18 protein-coding genes are annotated in these 24,286 nt (G+C 40.4%); 8 read left to right on the forward strand and 10 right to left on the reverse strand.

Annotated elements, in window-relative coordinates; genetic code table 11:
* Nucleotides 1–30 precede the first annotated feature (30 nt).
* Nucleotides 31–861 (reverse strand): sterol desaturase family protein, encoded by an 831-nt coding sequence (locus IPZ59_RS03225; protein WP_236138448.1) that lies wholly within the window; start codon nt 859–861, stop codon nt 31–33.
* Between the two features lie 79 nt (nt 862–940).
* Nucleotides 941–1,363 carry a secondary thiamine-phosphate synthase enzyme YjbQ gene (locus tag IPZ59_RS03230; RefSeq protein WP_236138449.1) on the reverse strand — a complete coding sequence of 141 codons (423 nt, stop codon included), beginning with the start codon at nt 1,361–1,363 and terminating at the stop codon, nt 941–943.
* Between the two features lie 152 nt (nt 1,364–1,515).
* On the opposite strand from IPZ59_RS03230, the gene IPZ59_RS03235 reads away from it, so the two are divergent.
* Entirely contained in the window at nt 1,516–1,977 is a 462-nt protein-coding gene (locus tag IPZ59_RS03235) for a YehS family protein (protein WP_189584148.1), read from the forward strand.
* An 18-nt stretch (nt 1,978–1,995) separates the two neighbouring features.
* Here the strand turns inward: IPZ59_RS03235 and IPZ59_RS03240 are convergent, their stop codons facing one another.
* The 4 genes from IPZ59_RS03240 to IPZ59_RS03255 all read right to left on the reverse strand — a co-directional run bounded on the left by IPZ59_RS03240 (nt 1,996) and on the right by IPZ59_RS03255 (nt 6,574).
* Nucleotides 1,996–3,165 carry a hypothetical protein gene (locus IPZ59_RS03240; RefSeq protein WP_236138450.1) on the reverse strand — a complete coding sequence of 390 codons (1,170 nt, stop codon included), beginning with the start codon at nt 3,163–3,165 and terminating at the stop codon, nt 1,996–1,998.
* 457 nt (nt 3,166–3,622) lie between these two features.
* The gene (locus IPZ59_RS03245; RefSeq protein WP_236138451.1) at nt 3,623–5,194 is read right to left on the reverse strand and encodes an Rne/Rng family ribonuclease; all 1,572 of its coding nucleotides are present in this window, start codon (nt 5,192–5,194) and stop codon (nt 3,623–3,625) included.
* Between the two features lie 179 nt (nt 5,195–5,373).
* Nucleotides 5,374–6,192, reverse strand: coding sequence for a tetratricopeptide repeat protein (locus tag IPZ59_RS03250; protein ID WP_236138452.1), 819 nt, complete (start codon nt 6,190–6,192; stop codon nt 5,374–5,376).
* Between the two features lie 22 nt (nt 6,193–6,214).
* Nucleotides 6,215–6,574: an HU family DNA-binding protein gene (locus IPZ59_RS03255; protein ID WP_262893061.1), complete on the reverse strand. Its 360-nt coding sequence runs from the start codon at nt 6,572–6,574 to the stop codon at nt 6,215–6,217.
* A 70-nt stretch (nt 6,575–6,644) separates the two neighbouring features.
* Here IPZ59_RS03255 and mutY point away from each other — a divergent pair, with 70 nt between their 5' ends.
* From mutY to IPZ59_RS03280, 5 genes are all read left to right on the forward strand, one after another.
* Nucleotides 6,645–7,757 (forward strand): A/G-specific adenine glycosylase, encoded by a 1,113-nt coding sequence (gene mutY / locus IPZ59_RS03260; protein WP_236138453.1) that lies wholly within the window; start codon nt 6,645–6,647, stop codon nt 7,755–7,757.
* Nucleotides 7,758–7,807: 50 nt separating this feature from the next.
* Entirely contained in the window at nt 7,808–8,266 is a 459-nt protein-coding gene (locus IPZ59_RS03265) for a single-stranded DNA-binding protein (RefSeq protein WP_236138454.1), read from the forward strand.
* A 64-nt stretch (nt 8,267–8,330) separates the two neighbouring features.
* The gene (gldE, locus tag IPZ59_RS03270) at nt 8,331–9,680 is read left to right on the forward strand and encodes a gliding motility-associated protein GldE (protein WP_236138455.1); all 1,350 of its coding nucleotides are present in this window, start codon (nt 8,331–8,333) and stop codon (nt 9,678–9,680) included.
* Nucleotides 9,681–10,074: 394 nt separating this feature from the next.
* Nucleotides 10,075–14,562: a glutamate synthase large subunit gene (gene gltB, locus IPZ59_RS03275; protein WP_236138456.1), complete on the forward strand. Its 4,488-nt coding sequence runs from the start codon at nt 10,075–10,077 to the stop codon at nt 14,560–14,562.
* Between the two features lies 1 nt (nt 14,563).
* Nucleotides 14,564–16,051 carry a glutamate synthase subunit beta gene (locus IPZ59_RS03280; RefSeq protein WP_236138457.1) on the forward strand — a complete coding sequence of 496 codons (1,488 nt, stop codon included), beginning with the start codon at nt 14,564–14,566 and terminating at the stop codon, nt 16,049–16,051.
* Nucleotides 16,052–16,127: 76 nt separating this feature from the next.
* Here the strand turns inward: IPZ59_RS03280 and IPZ59_RS03285 are convergent, their stop codons facing one another.
* A complete protein-coding gene (locus tag IPZ59_RS03285) occupies nt 16,128–16,649 on the reverse strand; it encodes a DUF4890 domain-containing protein (protein ID WP_236138458.1) in 522 nt (173 codons plus the stop codon).
* 782 nt (nt 16,650–17,431) lie between these two features.
* Between IPZ59_RS03285 and IPZ59_RS03290 the strand changes: the two genes are divergently transcribed.
* Entirely contained in the window at nt 17,432–17,875 is a 444-nt protein-coding gene (locus IPZ59_RS03290; RefSeq protein ID WP_236138459.1) for a gamma-glutamylcyclotransferase family protein, read from the forward strand.
* Here the strand turns inward: IPZ59_RS03290 and IPZ59_RS03295 are convergent.
* Genes IPZ59_RS03295 through IPZ59_RS03305 form a run of 3 tightly spaced genes read right to left on the reverse strand, consistent with a single transcriptional unit; the run spans nt 17,867 to nt 22,147 of the window.
* Nucleotides 17,867–20,335, reverse strand: coding sequence for a bifunctional UDP-N-acetylmuramoyl-tripeptide:D-alanyl-D-alanine ligase/alanine racemase (locus IPZ59_RS03295; protein ID WP_236138460.1), 2,469 nt, complete (start codon nt 20,333–20,335; stop codon nt 17,867–17,869). The genes IPZ59_RS03290 and IPZ59_RS03295 overlap by 9 nt on opposite strands.
* A gap of 5 nt (nt 20,336–20,340) precedes the next feature.
* Nucleotides 20,341–21,396, reverse strand: a complete 1,056-nt coding sequence (locus IPZ59_RS03300) for a lysylphosphatidylglycerol synthase transmembrane domain-containing protein (protein ID WP_236138461.1) — start codon at nt 21,394–21,396, stop codon at nt 20,341–20,343.
* 1 nt (nt 21,397) lies between these two features.
* On the reverse strand, nt 21,398–22,147 hold the full coding sequence (locus IPZ59_RS03305; RefSeq protein WP_236138462.1) for a segregation and condensation protein A: 750 nt from the start codon (nt 22,145–22,147) through the stop codon (nt 21,398–21,400).
* A 178-nt stretch (nt 22,148–22,325) separates the two neighbouring features.
* On the opposite strand from IPZ59_RS03305, the gene dxs reads away from it, so the two are divergent.
* A complete protein-coding gene (gene dxs / locus IPZ59_RS03310) occupies nt 22,326–24,239 on the forward strand; it encodes a 1-deoxy-D-xylulose-5-phosphate synthase (RefSeq protein ID WP_236138463.1) in 1,914 nt (637 codons plus the stop codon).
* The last annotated feature ends 47 nt before the right edge of the window (nt 24,240–24,286 follow it).

The raw sequence follows: 24,286 nt of genomic DNA on the forward strand, positions 1-24,286 counted from the left end.
GTAAAGTACGTAAAATAATTTCGTATCTACTTAAGAACTTAGCTTATTTTTTTCCACAAGCTGTTGTGCAACCGTGTGTTTCTCAAACCGTTTGGAAAAACTTTGGTCCTCTGTCTTCATCCAAACATCCCAAAAGGTAAAGTATAAGCCATAATTACACTTGTAGCGTAAGTGATGCAAGTCGTGATGGGTTGCTCCCACCATCCACTTGGCCCAAGAAGATTGCAATGTCTTGGAGCCATACACTTCCACACCTGCATGATTGATAACGGCAGTGATAGACATGGTCAGTAAGAGCGCAAGCAATACAAAAAAATGCATGGGCAATACCAACACCAAAAGCGGTAGAAAAATTGCCTGCAACAAAGCTTCATAGGGATGAAATGAAAAAGAAGTGAAGGAACTCGTATACAAACTATTGTGGTGAATATGATGAAAATACTTCAATACCCCCGGTTGATGCATCCATCGATGCAACCAATAATAATAGGTCTCATGGAAAAATAATGCAAGAGCAAAACTGACAGGCATCCAAAGGATATCCCATACTCCCAATTGGGTGTACAACAAGGTCCAATCCCGCTGCCAACAAATAAGCATGATGGTACCTGAAACCGCAAAGATGATTGCTCCCAAAAAAGAATACCAGATTTCCGTCTTGACCTGAGGCAGCTTGATTTGCTGATGGAGTCTCCTATGGGGCATTTTATCCCCATAATTTTTATAGACCAATTCATGATAGCCCCAAGCCAACAAAAGGTATCGTGAAAAAACTCCTAAAAAGAGAATCCCAACAATCAACATAAAATTGGAAGGCTCTGTATAATCAACTCCTAGAAGCCAGTCTAAATTAAAATCCATAGTCATACATCAGTAACACAAAAATAGTTGGTATATCTGTTTAAACCATTCTAAAAAACCGAATTCTCCATAAAGAAAATCAATTCCCAAATGCCGTCAGCACCAACTTCCTCGATCCACCCATATCTCTGAATTCACACAAATAGATTCCTTGCCAAGTTCCGAGGTTTAGCTTGCCATTGGTAATTGGAATTTGCACACTGTTGCCTAGCAAACTGCTCTTTAGATGAGCCGGCATATCGTCTGCACCCTCATAGGTATGGATAAATTTGTGATAATTTTCAGGTACCAAATCATTAATAAATGATTCGAAATCCTTTCTCACGGTAGGATCTGCATTCTCGTTGATGGTCAGGCCAGCGGAAGTATGTTTGATGAAAACCTGCAGCATCCCTGCCTGAATCTGCCGAATTTCCGGAAATTGCTGCTCAATCAAAGCAGTGATCAAATGGTAACCTCTGGCAAAAGGCTTGAGCTGGATTTCTTTTTGGAAGAGTTTCATTATCGTAAAAAGGTCAGTTTACACATATATCCACTCAGCAAATAGAGAAAGAAAGAACCCTCCAACCAAGGAAATTCTTTATTTTTACAAAAAATGGGCTGTAGAGTACCTTTTCTCGAAAGTTAAGCCCTATTGAAAAAAATACACTTGATATGTCCAATAACGATATCCTTCGAAGCTTACGCTACACCTTTGATTTTTCAGATGACCAAATGATGCAACTTTTCAAACTTGGCGGTTTGGAAGCAAGCAGGACAGAAGTAAGTGATTGGCTAAAAAAGGAAGATGACCCTGATTTTAAAGCCATTTACGATATCGATTTAGCTGCTTTTCTGAATGGATTTATCATCAAAAAGCGGGGCAAGAAAGATGGAGAAGAACCTAAACCTGAAAAATCCCTGAGCAACAATGCCATTCTTCGGAAACTAAAAATTGCGCTAAACATGAAGGACGAGGATATCTTGGACGCTTTGGCTTCAGTGGATTTTAAGTTTGGGAAGCACGAACTCAGTGCTCTATTCCGTAAACCTACTCAAGATCAGTATAGACCGTGTAAAGATCAGGTGCTTAGGAATTTTTTAAAAGGCTTGCAAGTGAAATACCGTCCAAATTAAACGTTTTGTTGTTTTGTCCTAATCATCAAATTTTAATTCAAGCTTGTACACCATAAAATAATCCCTTTCAATCTCCATATCCACCTTCCCCATGGCCCATAGTTGTCCGTCTCTTTGGACGATGTTTCTTGGATCTGCATTGGAAGGCACAAAATCATTTATCAAACTACCATTAGAGTCAAAAATCGCAACTCTATGAGGATATTTTTTCAGCATATGTTGACGAAATTCTTGCCATTCTTCTGGAGATTTGTTCTCGTTTGAAGTCGCTAAGTCTTGCGGATCATAGCCTGGAAAATAACCTAAAATGAAGTAGCCATTTATCTGGGTAATTGTTTCGATTCTGCCGTATGAAAAGAAATTCAAGAAAGAATCTGGATTGTAGACATCCTCACCCTTATAAAAATTGTAATCGGGAATGTCCAGCGGGATTTCTTTGATTAGCCTGAACGGTCGTGTTTTCTCGTACACATAAATCTTAGGTTCTGCACCATAAACCACTAGTAATTCATCCTCCATAAGCTCAAAAATAGGAGCCCAGGCATCTCGGTAGAAATACTTCCCGTTACGATAAAGGCTTGATTCCGGGATTTTCATCAACTCCTCCCTTTTACCGGTGATTTTATCTAGTAAAATCATGGCATTTACTTCTTCATACAGTCGGCGATCACTATAATCAATGTTTCGCGAGCCCTGATCAAAGTAGAGAAACCCTTCCTCCAGAATTCCCAAACCGAAACCCATAGATTTTTTCGCAAAATTATATGGCTGTATATCTTGGATCTTTGTACGGGAAAGGAGTAGTCCCGAAAAATCATATGTCAATAGTCCATTGATTCCATAGGCCAAGAACTCATTCTCACCGACGATCTTTAAAGGGGCAAATAAAACGCCATAAGTATCTGGCAAATTACCTAGTTTAGAATAGGAGTAAAGAATATTTCCATCAAATCCCGCCACATAAATATCCTCAAAATTATTTCCTTGCTCAGTGAATAAAATCACTCTCGAATTTGGGTCGATGTCTTGAACAATGGGATTACCTAAGAATGCGATCTGAACACTGTCAATTTTTTCCAATCTAACTTGAATATTGTCGACTTGATTAGATAATTCAGACTCTTTTCTTGATTGGCTACAAGAAATTAAGAGCACTTGAAATACAAGTAATCGAACAAGATGCTTCATGGAGCCAAAATTTTGTCTTTTAAATATACTCATTGCTTAGTTACAAAACAACTAATCCTTCAGTCATAGAAAAAAGGAAAATGGTCCAGCTTTTAAGTTCAGAAAGCAAGAAATGAGTACCATATTCCGTAAACCAAGCCAAACACACTAGATACCTTGTAAAGATCAGATGTCGAGAAACTTTTTGAAAGAGCCGCTCGTAAGAAATTACCCAATTAAAATAACATTTATATCTTAACTTTATATCAGTTGATCAAACTTACCTTTGTAATATCATGAAAAAATCGCGGATCATCGTCCTTGCCCTTTTGTTGATAATCACTGGGTTCATTATCCCTATAATCATACCACACGAAACTGACTTACTAGGGTTTTTAAGTGGAGCAGCATTTGGTGGAGGTGCTGGCTTACTCATAACACAATTACTTAAAAAAAAGGAATCATAAAAAAAGCGAGGTTATTCAACCTCGCTTTTTACTTGTAGTTCTATTTCTTCTCCTGATTCATCCAGGAATTTGTACTCCGTCACCGGAAGTGAGGAATCTTTAATCAGTTTAACCCACTTAAAATATTTGAAAAACCACTTGACCCTTCTAGAAACCACCCCGTTTGTAAAATAAGCGAAAAGGTATGGGTGAAGTCCAATGTGGATGTTTGACACGTTTTGGATAGTGGCAATATGTTCCAAGTCTTTTTCCAATTGATCTGCGACCAAGATGGATGCTTGAATTTTGCCTGTACCATTACAAGATGGACAGGTTTCTTTAGTGACAATATTTACTTCGGGTCTTACGCGCTGCCTCGTGATTTGCATCAAACCAAATTTGGTTAACGGCAGGACAGTATGTTTAGACCGGTCATCACTCATTTCTTCCCTCATAGCATCGTAAATAGCCTTTTTATTATCGGCTTTTTTCATGTCTATAAAATCTATGACGATGATACCTCCCATATCGCGGAGGCGTAATTGTCTGGCAATTTCTTTAGCAGCAACCAAGTTTGTTTTTAATGCTGTATTTTCTTGGTCACTTTCCTGATTGGATTTATTACCACTATTGACATCGATGACATGTAATGCCTCTGTGTGTTCAATAATGACATAACCTCCCTGGGGAAGGCTAATCGTCTGTCCAAACAAGCTTTTGATTTGCTTTTCTATTCCAAAACTTTCAAAGAGCTTCGCTTTTCCGTTGTAAAGCTTAACAATTTTTTCTTTTTCAGGGGCTATAGACCTGATGTAAGACCTGATTTGATCGTAGATCAATTCGTCTTCGACGGTGATTGCATCGAATGATTCATTGAGTAGGTCTCGAATAATCGAGGAAGCCATACTCATTTCTCCAATTATCTTGTCGCAACTTTTCGCTTTATGAAGCTTTTTGATGCCATCCTCCCAAGAAGTTAACAGATTTCTTAAATCCTTGTCTAACTCGGTTACGGATTGCCCTTCGGCCACTGTACGAATGATAACGCCAAAATTGGCCGGCTTGATAGAAGTAATCAAGCGAACAAGTCGCTTGCGTTCCTCTGCACTTCGAATCTTCTTGGAAACACTGACGGAATCCGAAAAAGGTACGAGTACAATGTATCGCCCTGCCAAGGAGAGCTCACAGGAAAGTCTTGGACCTTTAGTGGAGATGGGTTCTTTTACCACCTGCACCAGTATCTGATTATTTTTAGAAAGGACATTGGAAATCTTTCCAAGCTTTTCGATATCAGGCTCTAAGTCAAAGTTTTTAAAGTTGAAATTAGCATACCCATTGTTTTTGATCAATTTAGTGAACTTGTTCAAACTATTGATCTGTGGCCCTAGGTCTTGATAATGCAAAAATGCATCTTTTTCATACCCTACGTCGATGAATGCTGCATTGAGCCCATTCACGATTTTGCGGACTGTACCAAGGTAGATGTCTCCAACTTTAAACTGGTTTTCTCCACCTTCTGAGTGGAGTTCAACCAAGTTTTTGTCTTTTAATAGAGCGATCCGACTTCCATTTTGAGCAGAATCAATTAACAATTCTGTGCTCAAATTTGTCTTGTTTGTATGTGTTAATACGATTGATTAGAAATCAAACAAGAAGAAGTGATTACTTCTTCTTATGTCTGTTTTTTCTAAGTCTTTTCTTACGCTTGTGCGTAGCGATTTTATGTCTTTTTCTTTTCTTACCGCAAGGCATAGTTTTAAAGATTTAACGTGGAACAATTAGTTTATAGTCTTTCCAAGTAGCTTTCAACACTTGCTAAAATCATCGGATCTGAGCTCATGTTTTTCACATCTTGAAATTGCTTTTTTGCTTTATTTGTTTGCTTGGATTCAAAATAGCTTACACCTAAGTAAAACTGACCTTGAATATTCGCAGGGTGGTGTTTCACCAATTCTTCAAATCGTTCGGCAGCTCTTCTGTACTGACCTGACTGCATAGATAAAATCCCCATATTAAATAGGGCATCTTCATTGGTAGGATCTGCATCCAAAATTTCCCGAAGCATGGTAATACCCTGCATTGGATTGGAGGAAGAAACATACGTCATAGCCACGCGGGTCTTCAAATCAGATCGAGCAGGATTTGCCTCCAATACCTTGTTCAGGTAAAAGCGGGTTTTCTCTGCCAACATCGCCACTTTTTCCTCATTCAAAGCAAAAGTATACGCTTCGTAATACGCTACACCAGCTTTTTCAAAACGCTCTAATGTCTGAATTCTTTCGGCAGCAATGTCCAAGAAATAGGCAGCAGAATCAAACTTTCCAGCTTGCGTATACAAAGAGGCTAGTGTGTCAGTAAAAGCTGCAAACTTCTCTAAATTTTCTTCCCTACTTAGCTGTTCAGAAATTCGTTGCAGTGCTTCTTGGGCCTCAGGGGCAATAGGTGCACTGTGTAAATCTTCAGCAGCGGAAGGAACTGTATTCCCTGCTTCTGAAATAGCCGACTCACCCTCATCATTATTGACAATTACCCTAGGTAAGGAAAACAACAAACCTATAGCTACTACTCCAATAACAATGGCAATGAGTTGTGACTTTTTCATCAGCGGGGAATTTAAGCAACAATTAGTCCTGCGGAGCTAATTCTTTAATTTTTTTACTGTTCTTGATTTTCTCAATAAACACTTTGGATGGCTTGAATGCTGGCACATAGTGCTCATCGATTACAATCGCAGTGTTCTTAGAAATATTACGTGCAATCTTCTTCGCTCTCTTCTTATTAATGAAGCTACCGAATCCTCTCACGTAAATATTTTCTCCTTCTGCCATGGAATCTTTTACCACTTTAAAGAACGCCTCAACTGTCTGAGTTACATCGTCTTTCTGGATTCCAGTCTTCTCCGAAATCTTGGTGATTACTTCTGCTTTAGTCACTGTTGTTGAATTTAAATTATTATCGAATAAGCTTAACCAGCTATTAACCAACTATTTTTGGGACTGCAAATTTAAAGGAAGCAATTCAATATAAAAACAAAAACCCTAAAATTAGATTGAATTGTTTAACAATAACTTCACACTTAACGTTCATAATACCTTGAATAATAATGCCTTTGCACATAATATTCTCCAATGGTTTGAAGCCAATAAGCGGGATTTACCATGGAGAAACACCAAAAATCCGTACATCATTTGGTTATCAGAGATAATTTTACAGCAAACCCGCGTCGCCCAAGGCTTGCCATATTTTAAAAAATTTTTAGAAAATTATCCTACTGTACAAAATTTGGCAGCTGCACCCAGCGAGGATGTTATGCGCCTATGGCAAGGACTCGGTTACTATTCGCGGGCACGAAACCTTCATTTTTGTGCGCAACAAGTAGTGAACGACTACGCGGGAAATTTCCCTTCTACCTATCAAGAACTCTTAAAGCTCAAAGGCATTGGAAGCTATACAGCTGCAGCCATAGCTTCCTTCGCCTTCGACGAAGCAGTGGCTGTGGTGGACGGAAATGTATTTAGAGTTCTCTCCCGGTACTTTGGGATAGCTACAGATATCGCAAGCCATGCTGGAAAGAAAGAATTTGAAACACTCGCCAATACTGTGTTACCTCCACAAGAGGCGGCAGACTACAATCAAGCAATCATGGAATTTGGCGCATTGCATTGCAGTCCACAAAAGCCCAATTGCGAAGAGTGTCCTTTAAAAAGCTCCTGTGTCGCCTTTACCAATGGGCTAGTTCAAGAACTTCCAGTGAAAATCAATAAAGTAAAGGTTAAGGAACGGTTTTTTCAATATTTCCATATGACGTGCGGAGATCAGGTGCTTATCCGACAGCGAGGAGCCAAGGACATTTGGGAAGGGCTATTCGAATTTCCCTTGATAGAGATGGACTCAGTAAACGCATTAAAAGATATCAATCAGCAAATTTTCAATGGATTAGAAGTTATCCCGACACAAATTGTCCATCAATCTTCGCAAGTATTCAAACATATTCTGTCACATCAAAGAATTTTTGCCAACTTTGTGCGGTTCGAATTTGATGAAGTACATGCTCCTGAATTGCAAGCTTGGGCACACGTACACGATTGGCAACTGGTATCAAGCGAGGCTTTCGAAAAACTAGGAAAATCACGGTTGATTTTGAGGTATTTGAACGATGAAGAATAATCCTTATCTTAATGAGGTTCTTTTTGTTAAACATTTAAACAATCAAAACGATGGCAGGAGTAAATAAAGTTATTTTAGTCGGAAATTTAGGTTCTGATCCTGAAGTAAAACATTTAGAAGGTGACAAAGTCGTCGCTAATGTTAGCTTGGCCACTACCGAAAGTTACAAAGATCGCAGTGGCAATAGAGTTGATAATACGGAGTGGCATGATTTGGAACTTTGGGATGGTTTGGCAAAAATCGCTGAATCATATTTAAAAAAAGGAAGTAAAATCTACGTTGAAGGTAAAATCAAAACAGATTCATGGCAAGATGAGCAAGGGAATAATCGAAAAAAGGTTCGCATCCGTGTACTCAATATGACCATGCTGGATTCTAGGCAAGATGGCGGAGGAACCCCTGCCCAATCAGGCGGCTACCAGCAAAACCAGCCTTCTCAAGCAAGGCCTATGCAGCCTGCCCCAACGGCTCCAGAACCTTTGCAAGAAGACGATGATTTACCTTTCTAATATTGAAGACTTGAACTTTTGAGTATTATTTGCTTAATTTTGCAAATACCAATTTAGAAACTTGATGGACGACCCATACCCGAGTCTTTTGTTGTTGGTTGAAACCTCTCAGGTTTCGACCAACTACTTGTTAGTTAATATAGTTATTTTTGTCCTGTTATTAATAGCTTCTGGCTTGGTATCAGGTTCTGAGGTCGCTTATTTTTCGTTGGATACCGATGACTTGGAAGAGATCAACAAGCAGCAAAAGCCACAATCTATCTTGGTCAAGCAACTAGTAGAGTCTCCCAAGCGCTTGTTAAGCACTATTTTAATATTGAATAATCTCATCAATATTGCATTGGTAACTTTAACCACATTTGTGGTATGGGATATCTTTGGTACAGATGCCAAAGGAATAATGATTCTCCTGATCCAGACCATCGGTGTCACCTTCTCTATCGTATTCTTTGGGGAAATTGTACCAAAAGTCTATGCGACCAAAGCAAAAATTGAATTCTCCTTGTTAATGGCCCCTTATTTAAGTGTTGCTAACAAAGTATTGAAACCACTTTCATTTATTTTGATGTCCTTCAGCAAAATCATTGAGCGGAGAATCGAGAAAAAAGGCTATGCATTGTCTGTGGATGAGTTGAATCAAGCATTGGAACTTACTAGTGAAGATAGCAGCGAAAAAGAGAAAGATATTCTAAAAGGAATCGTGAATTTTGGGACCCTAACTGTCAAGCAAGTGATGCATTCACGGATGGAAATCACAGCAGTAGAAGTTGATACAGATTTCCACGAACTCATGGATAAGATTAATAAGTCGGGCTACTCAAGGATTCCTGTATACAGAGAAACGATAGATAATATAGAAGGTATTCTTTACATTAAAGACTTATTGCCGTTTATTGAAAAGGACGAATTTTTTGAATGGCAAAAATTAGCACGCAAAATTTTCTTTGTACCAGAAAACAAAAAAGTTGACTCATTGCTCAAGGATTTTCAAAAGAAGCGCGTGCATATGGCTATTGTAGTGGACGAATACGGGGGCACTTCCGGATTAGTCACCTTAGAAGACTTAATCGAAGAAATCATCGGGGAAATAAACGATGAATTTGATGACCCTGAAGATTTTTACTTTAAAGAAATCGATAGCAACACGTATATTTTTGAAGGAAAAGTTTCCCTCAATGATTTTTGCAAAAAACTAGATTTGGATCAAAGCATGTTCGATGAAGTGAAAGGAGAAAGCGAATCCTTGGGAGGCTTATTGCTAGAGTTAAACGCCAATCTCCCCAAAAACGGTTCTAAAATTCAGTTTGCACATTTTGAATTTACCATCATCGCCGTGGATGCCAAGCGCATCAAAAAAGTAAAAGTCTCTATATTGGATAATTACCCGGATAAGCTTGGGGATTACGAAGATTGATGATTTTGTCACAATTTCGTGTTTTTGCTATTTTTCAAAATTTTATTTTGATTAATGATTTTTTATAATGAAGCCAATCATTTCATGTCAACATCTCAGAATTAAAAAATTACATCCTTTTAGAAAAAAAAATAAAAAACCATTTTTACCAATAATCACATATTTTTTTTAAAATTAGGATCAATTTAAAACTGACTATTTCAAAAATTGATGCTTTTTGAAATTTTATACATTATTTTAAAAGTAGATTTATTTTTTTCTATTTTTTAACAACAAGCCATTAATTATAGAAAAGCGGCACAAAACCGAATGTTTGGTTACATAGATTTTAAAAAAAGCAATTTTTTTTGTATTTTTTGCAACCAAATTAATAAAACCTATTAAATATTCTGTGATGAATAAAGGATTATACGATGAAGCATTTGAGCATGACGCCTGCGGCATAGGTGCAGTTGTCAACGTGAAGGGGGAAGCATCACACGAGACAATCAGCGATGCATTATTTATGCTCAGCAACATGGAACACCGAGGTGGTCGTGGCAGCGACCCCAAGACGGGAGATGGAGCGGGCATTCTTATACAAATCCCACATAACTTCCTAAAAGAAATCTGTATCAGAGGAGGTATTGAGCTTCCTCAAAAAGGGAGTTATGGCGTTGGAATGACTTTTTTCCCAAAAAACAAGCAGCTCTACAAAAAGTCTAAGGCACAACTCAATGAAATTATTGAAGAATTGGGATTTAGGCTATTGGGATACCGTGCCGTGCCAGTAGATGAAACAGTACCGGGCTCAGGCGCATTGGATGTAATGCCCAACATTGAGATGGTATTTGTGACCCATAAGACGGGAATCCAAGACATAGACTTGGAAAGAAAACTCTACGTACTGAGGAATTATGCTACGAAAACCATCAATTCAAGTATCCCTGGTGTAAACTCATCTTTTTATTTTGCAAGTTTCAGTGCTGAAACACTTATATATAAGGGACAACTGCGAACAGACCAAGTTCTTCCGTTTTATAAAGACCTTCAAAATAAAAATATCAGTTCAGCTTTAGCGGTAGTTCACTCTAGATTTTCTACCAACACATTTCCTAATTGGAGACTGGCACAGCCTTTCCGCTACCTCTCCCACAATGGGGAGATTAATACCATTCGGGGAAACCTCAATAAAATGAAGTCTAAAGAAACGCTCATGCGCTCTGTACACTTCTCTGACGAGGAACTTTCCAAATTAATGCCTATTACCAATAAGCATAATTCCGATTCAGCCAATCTAGATGCCATGGTGGAATTGTTGACACTGAGTGGTCGACCGCTCCCTCACGTGATGATGATGTTAGTCCCAGAGGCTTGGCAGGATAATCAGCTCATGGATAAAGAAAGAAAAGCTTTTTATAAATTTCATGCAGCTTTGGTGGAGCCTTGGGATGGTCCAGCGGCATTACTTTTTACAGATGGGAAATCCCTCGGGGCAACATTGGATAGAAATGGCTTGCGACCATTGCGGTACTTTATCACAAAAGATGACCGATTGATACTTTCTTCTGAAGCAGGAGCTTTACCTATACGAGAAGCTAGTATTGTGCAGAAAGGAAGAATCAGTCCAGGGAAAATGCTCTTAGCCGATTTGGTTAATGGGAAAATCCTGTTTGATGATGAAATCAAGAAAAGCATTTGCGAAGATAAGCCTTACGAAAAATGGGTAAATGAAGAGCGCTTAAAGTTGCGTTTGATGCCGGATCCAAAAAAACTGGAACACCCATACTCTACAGAGGCAATCAAACAGCGACAGACCATATTTGGATATACATCGGAGGAAATCAAGGTGGTCTTGTCGCCCATGGGCGATACTGCCTACGAGGCCATTGGCTCCATGGGAGCTGACACTCCTTTGGCTGTCTTATCCAAGCAAAGTCAGCATATTTCCAATTACTTCAAGCAATTGTTTGCACAGGTAAGTAATCCACCCATTGATCCAATTCGGGAGCGTCTGGTGATGTCTTTATTCACCAGAATTGGAGAGAGTCATAATATTTTGGCTGAAAGCCCACGTCATACCCGTCAGATTCACATTTCTCAGCCAGTATTACTCAACGAAGACCTCGAGAAACTCAAGCACTTGGAAGAGCATGGGTACAGAGCAGTGACACTCACCGCGCATTTTGAAGCGGATCATCAACCTGGGAGTTTACTTGCCGCGTTAAACCAATTATGCAAAGAAGCTGAAGGGGCAATCTATGCAGGTAAAAATATCATCATTATTTCTGATCGAAACTCTACCCCAGAAAAAGCCCCCATTCCATCTTTACTCGCCATCGGTGCAGTACACCATCACTTGGTAAAAAAGAAACTTCGAACGCGTGCAGGTTTAGTATTGGAGTCAGCAGATATTCGGGAAACACACCATTTTGCCACTGCAATAGGGTATGGCGCTTCAGCAATCAATCCCTATCTAGCCTTAGAAACATTAGCCGATCTTAATGAACGGGGATTGCTTTCTAAATCTTTGGATCAAAGACAGCTCTTTAAAAACTATCAGGACGCTTTAGGCAAAGGATTACTGAAGGTCTTATCCAAAATGGGCATCAGCACCTTACAATCCTACCAAGGCGCTCAGATATTCGAGGCTATTGGTTTAGGGCCCGAAGTCATCGATCGATGCTTCAAAGGTACCATCAGCAGAATATCTGGGATTTCCTTTGATGAACTGGCAGAAGAGGTTCTGATTCGTCACCATGCGGCCTATGAAACACAAAGCCCAGTCCTGGAAACAGGGGGGATTTATCAGTGGAAACGAAGGGGTGAAAAACACTTATTCAACCCAGAGACCATACATCTGCTCCAAAAGTCAACCCGCTTGGGAGATTACGATTTGTATAAAAAGTTTGCTCAAAAAATCAATGAGCAGACAAAAGACGCCTTAACCTTACGAGGACTGTTTGAATTCAAAAAGAGAATTTCGATTCCAATCGAGGAAGTTGAACCGGAAGAACAAATCCTGAGAAGGTTTGCTACGGGCGCTATGTCATTCGGCTCAATTTCCCATGAGGCACATGCTACCTTAGCCATTGCCATGAATAGAATCGGCGCAAAATCCAATAGTGGAGAAGGAGGCGAAGATGAAATCCGGTTCAAACGAAAAGAAAATGGAGATTGGGAACGATCTGCAATCAAACAAGTGGCATCGGGGAGATTTGGAGTAACCTCCAATTATCTGACCAACGCCGAGGAATTGCAAATCAAAATGGCTCAAGGAGCAAAACCTGGAGAAGGTGGACAGCTACCCGGCCACAAAGTAGATGATTGGATTGGACGAGTGCGGCATTCGACGCCTGGGGTTGGATTGATTTCTCCACCACCTCACCATGATATTTACTCGATTGAGGATTTGGCTCAATTGATTTATGATTTAAAAAATGCCAACCGCAGAGCACGTATCAATGTAAAATTGGTATCTCAAGCTGGAGTGGGTACTGTGGCTGCCGGGGTTGCTAAAGCACAAGCCGACGTCATCCTAATTTCAGGAGCTGATGGAGGTACAGGTGCATCGCCCTTAAGCTCCATCCGACATGCAGGCTTGCCTTGGGAACTTGGCTTGTCAGAAGCACATCAAACATTGGTCAAAAATAATCTTCGCAGTAGAGTTGTTTTACAGACAGATGGACAACTACGCACTGGTAAAGATATTGCCATCGCCACATTGCTAGGGGCAGAGGAGTGGGGAATTTCCACTGGTGCACTTGTAGTAGAAGGATGCATTATGATGAGAAAATGCCATATGAATACCTGCCCTGTAGGAATTGCCACCCAAGACCCTGAATTACGCAAACTATTTACGGGTGATCCAGATCATGTGGTCAACTACTTCAAATTCTTGGTTCAAGACCTCCGTGAAATTATGGCTTCCCTTGGGTTCCGCACCATTGATGAAATGGTGGGCCAATCGGATGTTTTGAAAACGGGGCATATGGATCATTGGAAATGGGATAAATTAGACTTATCTCCAATATTCCATAAAGTGGAAGTTCCCGATCATGTGGGAATCCATAAGCAAATTGACCAAGAGTTTGAGTTGAAAGAAATCTTAGATAGGAAGCTGTTGGAAGCTGCAATACCTGCTTTGGAACAAGCCAATGCAGTCCAAGGGAATTTTAAAATCAAAAACACAGATCGTACCGTTGGGGCCATGCTCTCTAACGAGATTTCTAAAATCTATGGCAGTCCTGGCCTACCCGAAGACACCATTCACTTTCAGTTTACAGGCTCAGCTGGACAGACGTTTGGCGGGTTCCTGACCAAAGGAGTCACCTTTGAACTGGAAGGAGAGTCTAATGATTACTTTGGGAAGGGTTTATCTGGAGGCAAACTCATCATTTATCCAAGCCGAAATGCTTCTTTCGTTCCGCATGAAAATATCATCATCGGAAATGTGGCCTTCTACGGCGCTACTTCGGGCGAAGCTTACATCAATGGCAAAGGAGGAGAGCGCTTCTGTGTACGAAATTCAGGTGTTCAAACTGTGGTCGAAGGTATCGGAGATCATGGATGCGAATACATGACGGGAGGACTGGTGATCAATCTCGGTGAAATCGGGAGAAACTTTGCTGCTGGTATGAGCGGGGGTATAGCCTATATTCTTAAGGAATATGATTACCTGATTAATACCGAAATGGTAGACCTTGATCCTCTCAATGAAGATGACTTTGTAACCATCAAAACAAAACTTCAAGCCCAGCTGGAACTAACAGGGTCTACCTTGGCAGGGGAGTATTTAGAAAATTGGTCTACTTACAAAGAGAAATTCATCAAAGTAATCCCAAGAGATTACAAAGAGGTATTGAGAAAAAAAGCAATTGAAAACACTTCAACATTGGTATAAGATGGGAGCAAAAGACGGATTTATGAAGTTTGGAAGGGAGTTGCCGCAAACGCGACCCCCACAAGAGCGCGTAAACGATTACAAGGAGATATACGAAGATTTTGAAAAAGATAAGTTAACAAAGCAGGCCGCAAGGTGCATGGACTGTGGGGTGCCCTTTTGTCATCAGGGTTGTCCTCTCGGAAATATTATTCCAGAGTTTAACGATGCCGTGTATAGGAATGAATGGGAAGAAGCCTATTTTATTTTGAAAAGCACAAATAATTTCCCAGAGTTCACAGGTAGGATATGTCCAGCACCTTGCGAGTCCTCTTGTGTCTTAGGAATCAACAAGGACCCTGTAGCCATTGAATTGATAGAAAAATCAATCGTGGAGAAGGCTTATGAGATGGATTTGGTCAAAGCAAATCCACCCAAAAGCCGCACAGGAAAATCGGTGGCAGTTATTGGTTCTGGACCAGCTGGACTAGCCGCAGCAGATCAGTTGAACCAAGCAGGACATGAGGTAACTGTGTTTGAAAAAGATCAAAAAGCAGGTGGACTGTTGCGATACGGGATTCCTGATTTCAAATTGGAGAAATGGGTGATCGACCGACGGATCCAATTGATGGAAGCGGAGGGCGTAATATTCAGTAATGGAACGGAGGTAGGCTTCAATATTAAGGCTGAAAATATTCTGAGAAACTTTGATGCAGTCGTAATTTCTACAGGAGCACAACAGCCAAGATCATTGAATATCAAAGGTTCAGACTTTAAAGGCGTACACTTTGCCATGGATTTCCTAGGCAAGCAAAACCAAGTCATTGCAGGTGAGCTATCTGAAAATCCAATCAATGCAAAAGATAAACAGGTACTGGTTATTGGCGGAGGGGATACAGGTTCGGATTGTATAGGAACTTCCAATAGACATGGGGCCAAAAGCATAACCCAACTAGAATTACTGCCAAAACCTCCACAACAACGGACTATTCTGAATCCATGGCCTGAGTGGCCGATGACCCTTCGAACCTCTAGTTCGCATGAAGAAGGAGCCGATCGGGTCTTTTCTGTACTAACAAAGGAATTTGTGGGTAACCAAGAGGGAGAAGTCACGGGCTTAGTACTGGTAGATATCGAATGGAAAGAGCAACATGGACGCATGCAATTTGTGGAAGTTCCAGGAACAGAACGTACCATCCCATGCGATTTAGCTTTTATTGCTATTGGGTATACTGGCCCTGCTGCCAATGGACTCTTAGGGGCATTTGGCGTACAGCAATTAGAAAACACTTTACCAAAATCCAAAAATTACCAAAGCAGCAATCCAAAAGTATTCTTAGCAGGAGATATGCGCAGAGGCCAGTCTCTGGTTGTTTGGGCGATTTCCGAAGGACGGGAAGCTGCTGTAGCTGTTGATGAATTTTTGATGGGCACCTCTTCCCTACCTAAAAAAGATGAGGGTTATTATGAGGTAGAAGAGCAATTTATAAGCGAACAAAAATTAGTTTAGTTGACAAGTACCCAAAATCAAAAAGTGAGGTCAATGACCTCACTTTTTTTCAATCATCGTCAACCAACTGTTAAAACTAATTCATGATTGGATTCAACTCTCGGGTAGGCTTGTCTTTTTTATTCTCTCCTTGCTTGCCTCCTCTTCTTTGCTTACCATCACCTTCTTTAGGCCCACCTCTTCGGTTTCTCATATATTGACCATCCTCGGTTCCTCCTCTGCGGTTTTGCATGCGAGGACCTTCTCCTCTATTTCCTTGATTTTGGGCTCTCATTTCTTCCCATTTTTTCTGCTGATCAGGAGTTAAAAGTTGCTCGATTTCTTCTTGTTGGGTAGATCGTTGTTCCATCATACCTTTTCTTTGCTGCTCCCGCTCTTGCTGTCTTTTCTCAACTTGACCTTGTCGCTCGCCAGCATGCTTCAAATTAATGGCATAAATGGCTTCCTTTTGTTCAGCTGAAAGCTCCAGCGATGTCGCCAAGCGTTCAGTCATTCGTTTGGCTCTTTCTTCTGGGGTTTGAGCTGCTCCCTGACCTCTTTGTGCATATCCTGCAAAAGAAAATAGTAACATTGCGGCAATCAATACTAGCTTGTTCATGGCTTTCATAGTTTGTTAATCGTGAAACATATTCGCAAGAAAGCTGTACCCGGGATTTGCCTTTTTATATGCGATTTATACTCATTAGACTCACAAAACCAAGGTAGGTTTAATAGCCTGCCTTGTTTAAAATGTTAAGAAAGGTTAACTGGAGATTGGTTGATTGGTCGTTAGTTTAGTAGTGATTAGTTGATTAGTGATTATTGATTGGTTGATTAGTGATTAGTTGATTGGGGCGAAGATGAGATTGCTCGGTTTTATTGCTTGAGTCCATGGGGGGCCCATGGTACTATAAACAATCCTCCTTTTAGTAAGCATCCATTGGTCTTGTTTCTTGCCTATTGATTCTTGTTTCTTTGTCAGGTCCTGAAATTTCTTGACACTTTTTTCTTTTGTTTTCAATGCTTTTGCTTCTTTTTAGATGGATAAATCCCAATCCTTCCAGTTTTCAAAGATATACTCCTGTGATTGGGTGTGTTTTCTCACGTTCCATGGTAGTGGGTTAAAACCCACGTATATGAATCAGGAGATACTCATGTTTTCCCGGGTTAAAATCCGGAGCAATTGATGGAGCTAAGTAGTTGATTCTTAATTTTTCTCTTTGCGTACAAATTTTTCCACGCGAATTTTTCTACGTTTTCCGTGTATTCTGCGAACTAAACTCTCATTTCTCGCTTCTCGTCTCTCGCTTCTCGTCTCTTGATTCATTGACATTTGACCTTACCAAAAACCGGTACAATAAAAATTCATGCTTTTTCTTAAAAATTCCTTCAATTTGCGATATGATGAACAACAACCACATCTACTACTTCGGCTATGCCAGCAATTTGGACATAGAAACCTTGAAGGGAAGACTTCCAGCAGAACCAAACTTGATGGGTATTGGCTTGTTGGAAAACCATGAATTTCAATTTAGCTTTCCCAATCCAGATGGTAGTGCTCGGGCAAACATTCATGCAAAAGAGGGAGGAAAGGTATTCGGATTGGTATTTCAAATCTCTGCAAGCGCAGTAGATTACTTTTTAAATTCTGAGCCTGGATACGATTTTATACCCAAAGAAATCCTAGTGGGTGGAGCCTTAATTACTGCCTACACTTTTCAATCAAAGATTAGAAGAGAAGGACTTACACCCAGCAAGGAGTATATCGATACCATTGTCAGAGGGGGCCAAACTCAAGACATCCCCTCTTGGTACTTAGAAGAAGTTATTTCCAAATCAATCTAAAAAATAAACGCGTTTGACCCTGCTGCTGATGTTGGTCAATAACTCGTAGGGAATGGTTGCGATGGTTGTCGCCAATTCCTTGAGGGATATACCCGGTCCATAGATGATGACTTGATCCCCTTCTTGGGCATCAATCCCACTGATATCCACCATGCACATATCCATACACACATTGCCGACAACCGGTGCTTTTTGGCCATGAATCAGCACAAATCCCACACCATTGCTAAATCTACGATCAAATCCATCTGCATAACCTATTGCTATCGTAGCAATACGACCACCTTTTGGCAAATAGCCTTTCCTTGAGTAGCCTATACTCTCTCCAGGCTCAATTTCCTTAATCTGAGAGATGGTCGTCTTTAAGACCGAAACAGGTTTTAACTGGGTATCATGTCTTCCATTGACCTCCACTCCATACAAACCAATGCCTAAGCGGACCATGTCAAATTGAAACTCAGGAAAACGAACGATTCCTCCTGAATTGAGTGCATGTTTGAGGGGTTGATAGCCCAACTGATGCTCCAGTTCAGTAGCCATTTTTTGAAATAAATGTAACTGATGCATTGAAAAGTCATCATGCATGTCTTCATCTGTGCCCACCAAATGCGTATACATGCTCGCTACACGTAGTTCAGGGAATTTTTTAAGCAGGCCAATCAACTCAGGCAAATCACTTTCCTTAAAACCTAGGCGGTTCATGCCTGTATCAAGGTCTAAGTGGATCGATAGTTCAGCCGATTGATTTCGGCAAAAATATCCCAATTCCTTAAAAAATTGGGGACTATAAACCACTGGCTCTAATGTATGCTGAAGCAATTGCCCAAAAGATTCCTGCAAAGGATTGAGAACCATCATAGGCAACCTGATTCCTGCCTCTCGAAGTGAAACTCCCTCGTCGCTGTATGCCACTGCTAAGTAATCCGCTTTCAATTGCTCCACATGATTGGCTATTTCGGAAGCTCCTCCCCCATACGCAAAAGCCTTGACCATGACCATCACCTTTGTAGATGGTTTCAGCTGCGTTTTGTAAAAATTGTAGTTATGGGTCAATGCATTCAAGTTGATTTCTAAAACAGTTCCATGCACCTGTTGCTGTAAACGTGCAACTATGGACTCCAATGCAAAAGCCCTTGCACCTGTCACCAAAATCAAATCCTGGTGAAAATTCAAGTTCTTTATAGACTGCAGAAATTGAGCCGTCTCTTGATAGCCTATAAAGGACCCTTTCCAAAACGTTTTCAATTGCTGAATCTGTGTTCCTATTCCAATTAACTGATCAATTTGATAGAATTCCAATAGGCTAGCCACCTCCCGATACACCTGAGTTGGCTCACCAACTTGCAACAAATCTGATAATATTAAAATCCGTCGGTTTTTTTGCCGCTGAGCTGCCATAAAATCCAATGCCAACCGCAATCCTGCCAAGTCATTGTTATACGTGTCATCAATCAGCAAACAGTCATGAATACCCGCTTTGAGTGTCAGACGCATCTCGACGGGACGCAAATGCCGTAACACTTGCTGAATCTGCCCCGCCTGTAAGCCTAATACCATAGAGGCTACTATGGCATGGCGAATGTTTTCCAAGGAAGCTTCATCCGTAAATGGAACAGTAAATGTAAACATGCTCAAATCAGGTTTGAGCAAAATAATTTTAGAAAAACTACCTTCTTTTTTTACTGATAGGGTGTAATCAGCACCGGCTTGATCAGACCATGCTATCAACCGATCTGCTGCAAAAGTTTTCTCTAAATACGAGGCTATGGATACATGCTCCTTTCGGTAAATTATAAACTTGGATGCTACAAAGAGTTGTGCTTTTTCGATAAGTTTTTGAAGCTGAGAATCAAATCCCTCTTCATGAGCTGTTCCGATATTGCTAAAAATTCCTATATCCGGTTTTAAAATTGACTCTAGTCGCCTCATCTCTCCCACTTTCGAAATGCCAGCCTCCATGACCGCCACCTGATGATAAGGTTTGATTCCAAATACAGAAAGGGGAACACCCACTTGGGAGTTGTAACTTTTCGGACTTTTGGCAAGTGCATATGCTGTACCAAGCAATTGACCTAGCCATTCTTTAATGATGGTTTTGCCGTTGCTCCCGGTAATCGCAACCAATGGCTTTTCAAAAAGGCTCCTTTGATAGGCTGCTAGTGCCTGTAAGGCCTCATGCGTATCAGCCACCTCTAAAATAACCAAAGACTCCCGGCTGAGCTGCGGTAATTGAATGCCCTTTTTTACCAAAAAACCCTTCACTCCCTGTGCTATTAACTCAGGAATAAATTGATGCCCATCGAATTTTGCCCCCTTAAGTGCTACAAATAAGGTATTGTACGGCTGACTGACAGTACGGGAATCAATGCTAACCTGAGCAAAGGACTGTTGCGCATAGCCCTGCTCCAGTCTTGCGGCAGTGATTTTTACGATCTCCTGAACACTTAATTCCCGTAGCATAGTTTTTATGATTCTTTTTTAACAAAGAATACCTGTTTGATCCAACGAGGCAAAAAGATCGCCCCTAACAATAGGTATGGATAGTAGGATAGCAACCTCCATAATATACTGGTCACAAAAGTATATCCACCCAAAAACTCGGTGAAGAATTGGGTAAAGAAAAACTCTGCGGTACCGCTACTTCCCGGAGTTGGAGAAATCATCATCACAATCCACATGATCACCTGTCTAGCAAATACAATTACATGTTCTGAAAAACTAAGTGAATCGTATGCTGTAATTAAAGCATTCAGCATCAAGTATCTGGATGACCAGATAAATATAGTCGCCCCAACAATCGGTATCCAATATTTAATCTTTTTCCCTTTGAGTTCCTTAGAAGCTTCGATAATTTGATTGCCGTATTCATGTGCATCGTACTTCCACTTCCGGAGCCACTTGATCGAAAATAACTTAACCAAGACCCATTTGAAAACCCTTGGCCTAAAAAAGAGCGCAAGTGCCATTACTAAGGAGTAGATCGCATACAAAGCATAACTGGACCAAAAAAGAATTTCCAAACTTTTACCCAAACGCATTTCCATCAATCGACTGGCAGGAAAAATATTCCCTTGAGCAAAATATAGAATGATGGGAGCACCAATCACAAAGAAAAGATTATCCAAAATAGCCGTCACCATCACGTAGGCTATGGCTTTACCTAGTTTAATCCCTTCTTTATTGAGGATAAAAACAGCAACAGCAGTACCCCCAACAATAGAAGGGGTAACAGCAGATGCAAACTCCCATAAAATTATCACATACAAAGCGCGCGTCCATGTCAGCTGCTTATCGGTAATTTCTCGAATTCGATAAATGTAACCTACATCTCTCCCTAAAATCACCAGAATTGCTAAAAATATACCCAAGGGAGCCGCATCAAATACACTTTTTAGAGTCTTGGCATTCACATTTGGATCCGCGTAAAACAATCCAAATACAATCGCAATTCCTATCAGTACAGGCACCCAAACCTTATTGGGATTCAGGGTTTCGAAAATCTTTTTGTTATCCAACTTCATATCAGGCGACAGGCACTGTTTCTATTTTTTCTACCCAGAAATTATTAAAGCCCTCTCCGATGACTATGGTGACCAAGGAAAGTTGTAAAAGCTCCAGAATCGCTAAAAAGGTATAAATGACGAATATTTTATCAGGCTTATAGCTGATAAAGTCTGAAAAGGGGATTTTGTTTTTAAAACTTATTTTTTCCAAAACAAACTCTTTTTGCTGCTCAATGGTATATGGATACTGAATGACGGTATGTTTGGTTTCATCCGTACGGGAGGCATACTTAGACATCACACGCTGAAAGACCTTTAGCAGTTTATATAAATCTATATCTTGAATCTCTGCTTCTACATCTTCCACCTTCGAAAGTTCCTTTAACTCAGCCGCAATATTACCGCGCTTTTCTTTGGACATTCTAAGTTCCTCCATTGAAGCTAACTCTCCAATGACGGATTTATATTTTTTATATTCTAGCAGATGTCTAACTAGCTCTTCTCGGGGATCAATTTCTTCACCTTCCTCATTGAGTTCAGGACGTGGGATTAACATTTTTGACTTGATTTTCATCAAGGTAGCTGCAAATAAGATGAATTCACTCGCTACTTCAATCTCCAATTTTTCCAATTGATGAATGTAATCCAAAAAATCCCGTGCAATCTTGGAGATGGGAATATCATAGATATCCAGTTCATCTCTTTCGATGAAAAAGAGCATCAGATCGAAAGGACCCTCGAAAAGTGGTAATTTGATTTCGAAACTCAAGGATTGAATTTATTTTGTGTTAATTTTGCGCAAACTTGAATTCAAAGATATTCAATTAATAGTAAATTGATGGGCCAGAATACAAATGGTTTTAATTAATTTACGAAGCTAAGGGGATAAGTGAAAAACAATATACTCCCCAACTTGTTATTTTCTTTTATAAAGAAACAGACCGCTGATGATAATCCAACCAGGTAAATTGCTTGCTCAGATCAACACGCCAGATGATCTCAAAAAGTTTTCCAAAGATCAACTTATTCAGATTTGCGATGAATTAAGACAATTCATTGTAGACAATGTCTCAGTATATGGAGGACATTTTGGGGCTAGCTTAGGAGTTGTCGAACTCACTGTAGCATTGCATTATGTGCTCAATACACCTGATGACCAATTGGTGTGGGATGTGGGCCATCAAGCCTATGGTCATAAAATATTAACTGGGAGAAAAGAACAATTTCATACCAACAGGATATACGGAGGTTTATCAGGATTCCCAAAACGTAAAGAAAGTGAGTACGACACCTTTGGTGTGGGCCACTCAAGTACTTCTATTTCTGCCGCCTTGGGTATGGCCATGGCGTCCAAATACAAAGGATTATCTCGCAAACAACACGTAGCAGTGATTGGAGATGGTTCAATGACAGGGGGTATGGCTTTTGAAGCGATGAATCATGCAGGAGTCTCCGATACCAATATGATCATCATCTTGAATGATAATTGCATGTCGATTGACCCAAATGTGGGTGCTTTAAAAGATTATTTGACAGATATCACCACTTCGCATACCTACAACAAGGTAAAAGATGAAGTTTGGAATCTCCTAGGTAAATTCAGCAAGTTTGGTTCCTCTGCTCAGGAAGTGATTTCTAAGGTAGAAGGTGCCATAAAATCCACGGTTCTTAAGCAAAGCAACTTATTCGAATCATTGAATCTCCGATACTTCGGCCCAGTAGATGGACACGATGTACACCACTTGGTAGAAATCTTATCTGATTTACGTGATATCCCAGGTCCAAAAATCCTTCATTGCGTCACCGTAAAAGGAAAAGGATATGCTCCCGCAGAAAATGGGAATAAAACTACTTGGCATGCACCAGGCTTGTTTGATAAGGTAACAGGAGAGATTTATAAGAAAACTCCGACGAAACCACAAGCACCAAAATATCAAGATGTTTTTGGTCACACCTTGGTGGAGTTGGCGAAAGAAAACGATAAAATCATGGGGATAACCCCTGCCATGCCATCAGGTTCATCGTTGAATATCATGATGAAAGAAATGCCTGACCGCGCATTTGACGTGGGGATTGCAGAGCAACATGCGGTAACATTCTCCGCAGGTTTGGCAACTCAAGGATTGATTCCTTTCTGTAATATTTACAGTTCATTCATGCAGCGTGCCTATGATCAGGTGGTACATGATGTAGCCTTACAAAACTTGCAAGTGGTATTCTGTCTTGACAGAGCAGGATTCGCTGGTGCAGATGGGCCTACGCATCACGGTGCTTACGATATTGCTTATTTCCGATGTATTCCCAACATGGTGGTTACGGCACCGATGAATGAAGAAGAGTTGAGAAATTTGATGTTTACCGCTACTAAGTACGAAGGACCATTCTCCATCCGCTATCCTAGAGGACAAGGCGTAATGCCTGAATGGAGAACGCCTATGCGTGAAATCCCAATCGGGCAAGGTAGGATAGTCAAAGAGGGAGAGGATGTGGCAATCTTAACCATTGGTCATATCGGTAACTATGCTGTAGAAGCTTGTAAGATGTTGACAAAAGAGGGGCTAAATCCTGCTCATTATGACATGCGTTTTGTTAAGCCTTTGGATGAGTCCTTGTTACACGAGGTATTCGGAAAATTCAAAAAAGTGATCACTGTAGAAGATGGCAGCTTGATGGGCGGTTTTGGTTCTGCTGTGATTGAGTGGATGCTAGATAATGGCTATCAATCCCAAGTGAAGCGATTGGGGATTCCTGATCGTATTATAGAGCATGGAGAACAAATTGAACTCCACAGAGAATGTGGATTTGATCCGGAAGGTATCGCGGAAGCTGTCAGAGAGATGGCTGAAGTAAGTGTAAAGTAATTTTGCCAATCGTTCTTCGAAAAAATGGCTACAGATTCTTCTTTTAA

It is taken from the genome of Mongoliitalea daihaiensis, from assembly GCF_021596945.1.
GTDB classification, from domain to species: domain Bacteria; phylum Bacteroidota; class Bacteroidia; order Cytophagales; family Cyclobacteriaceae; genus Mongoliitalea; species Mongoliitalea daihaiensis.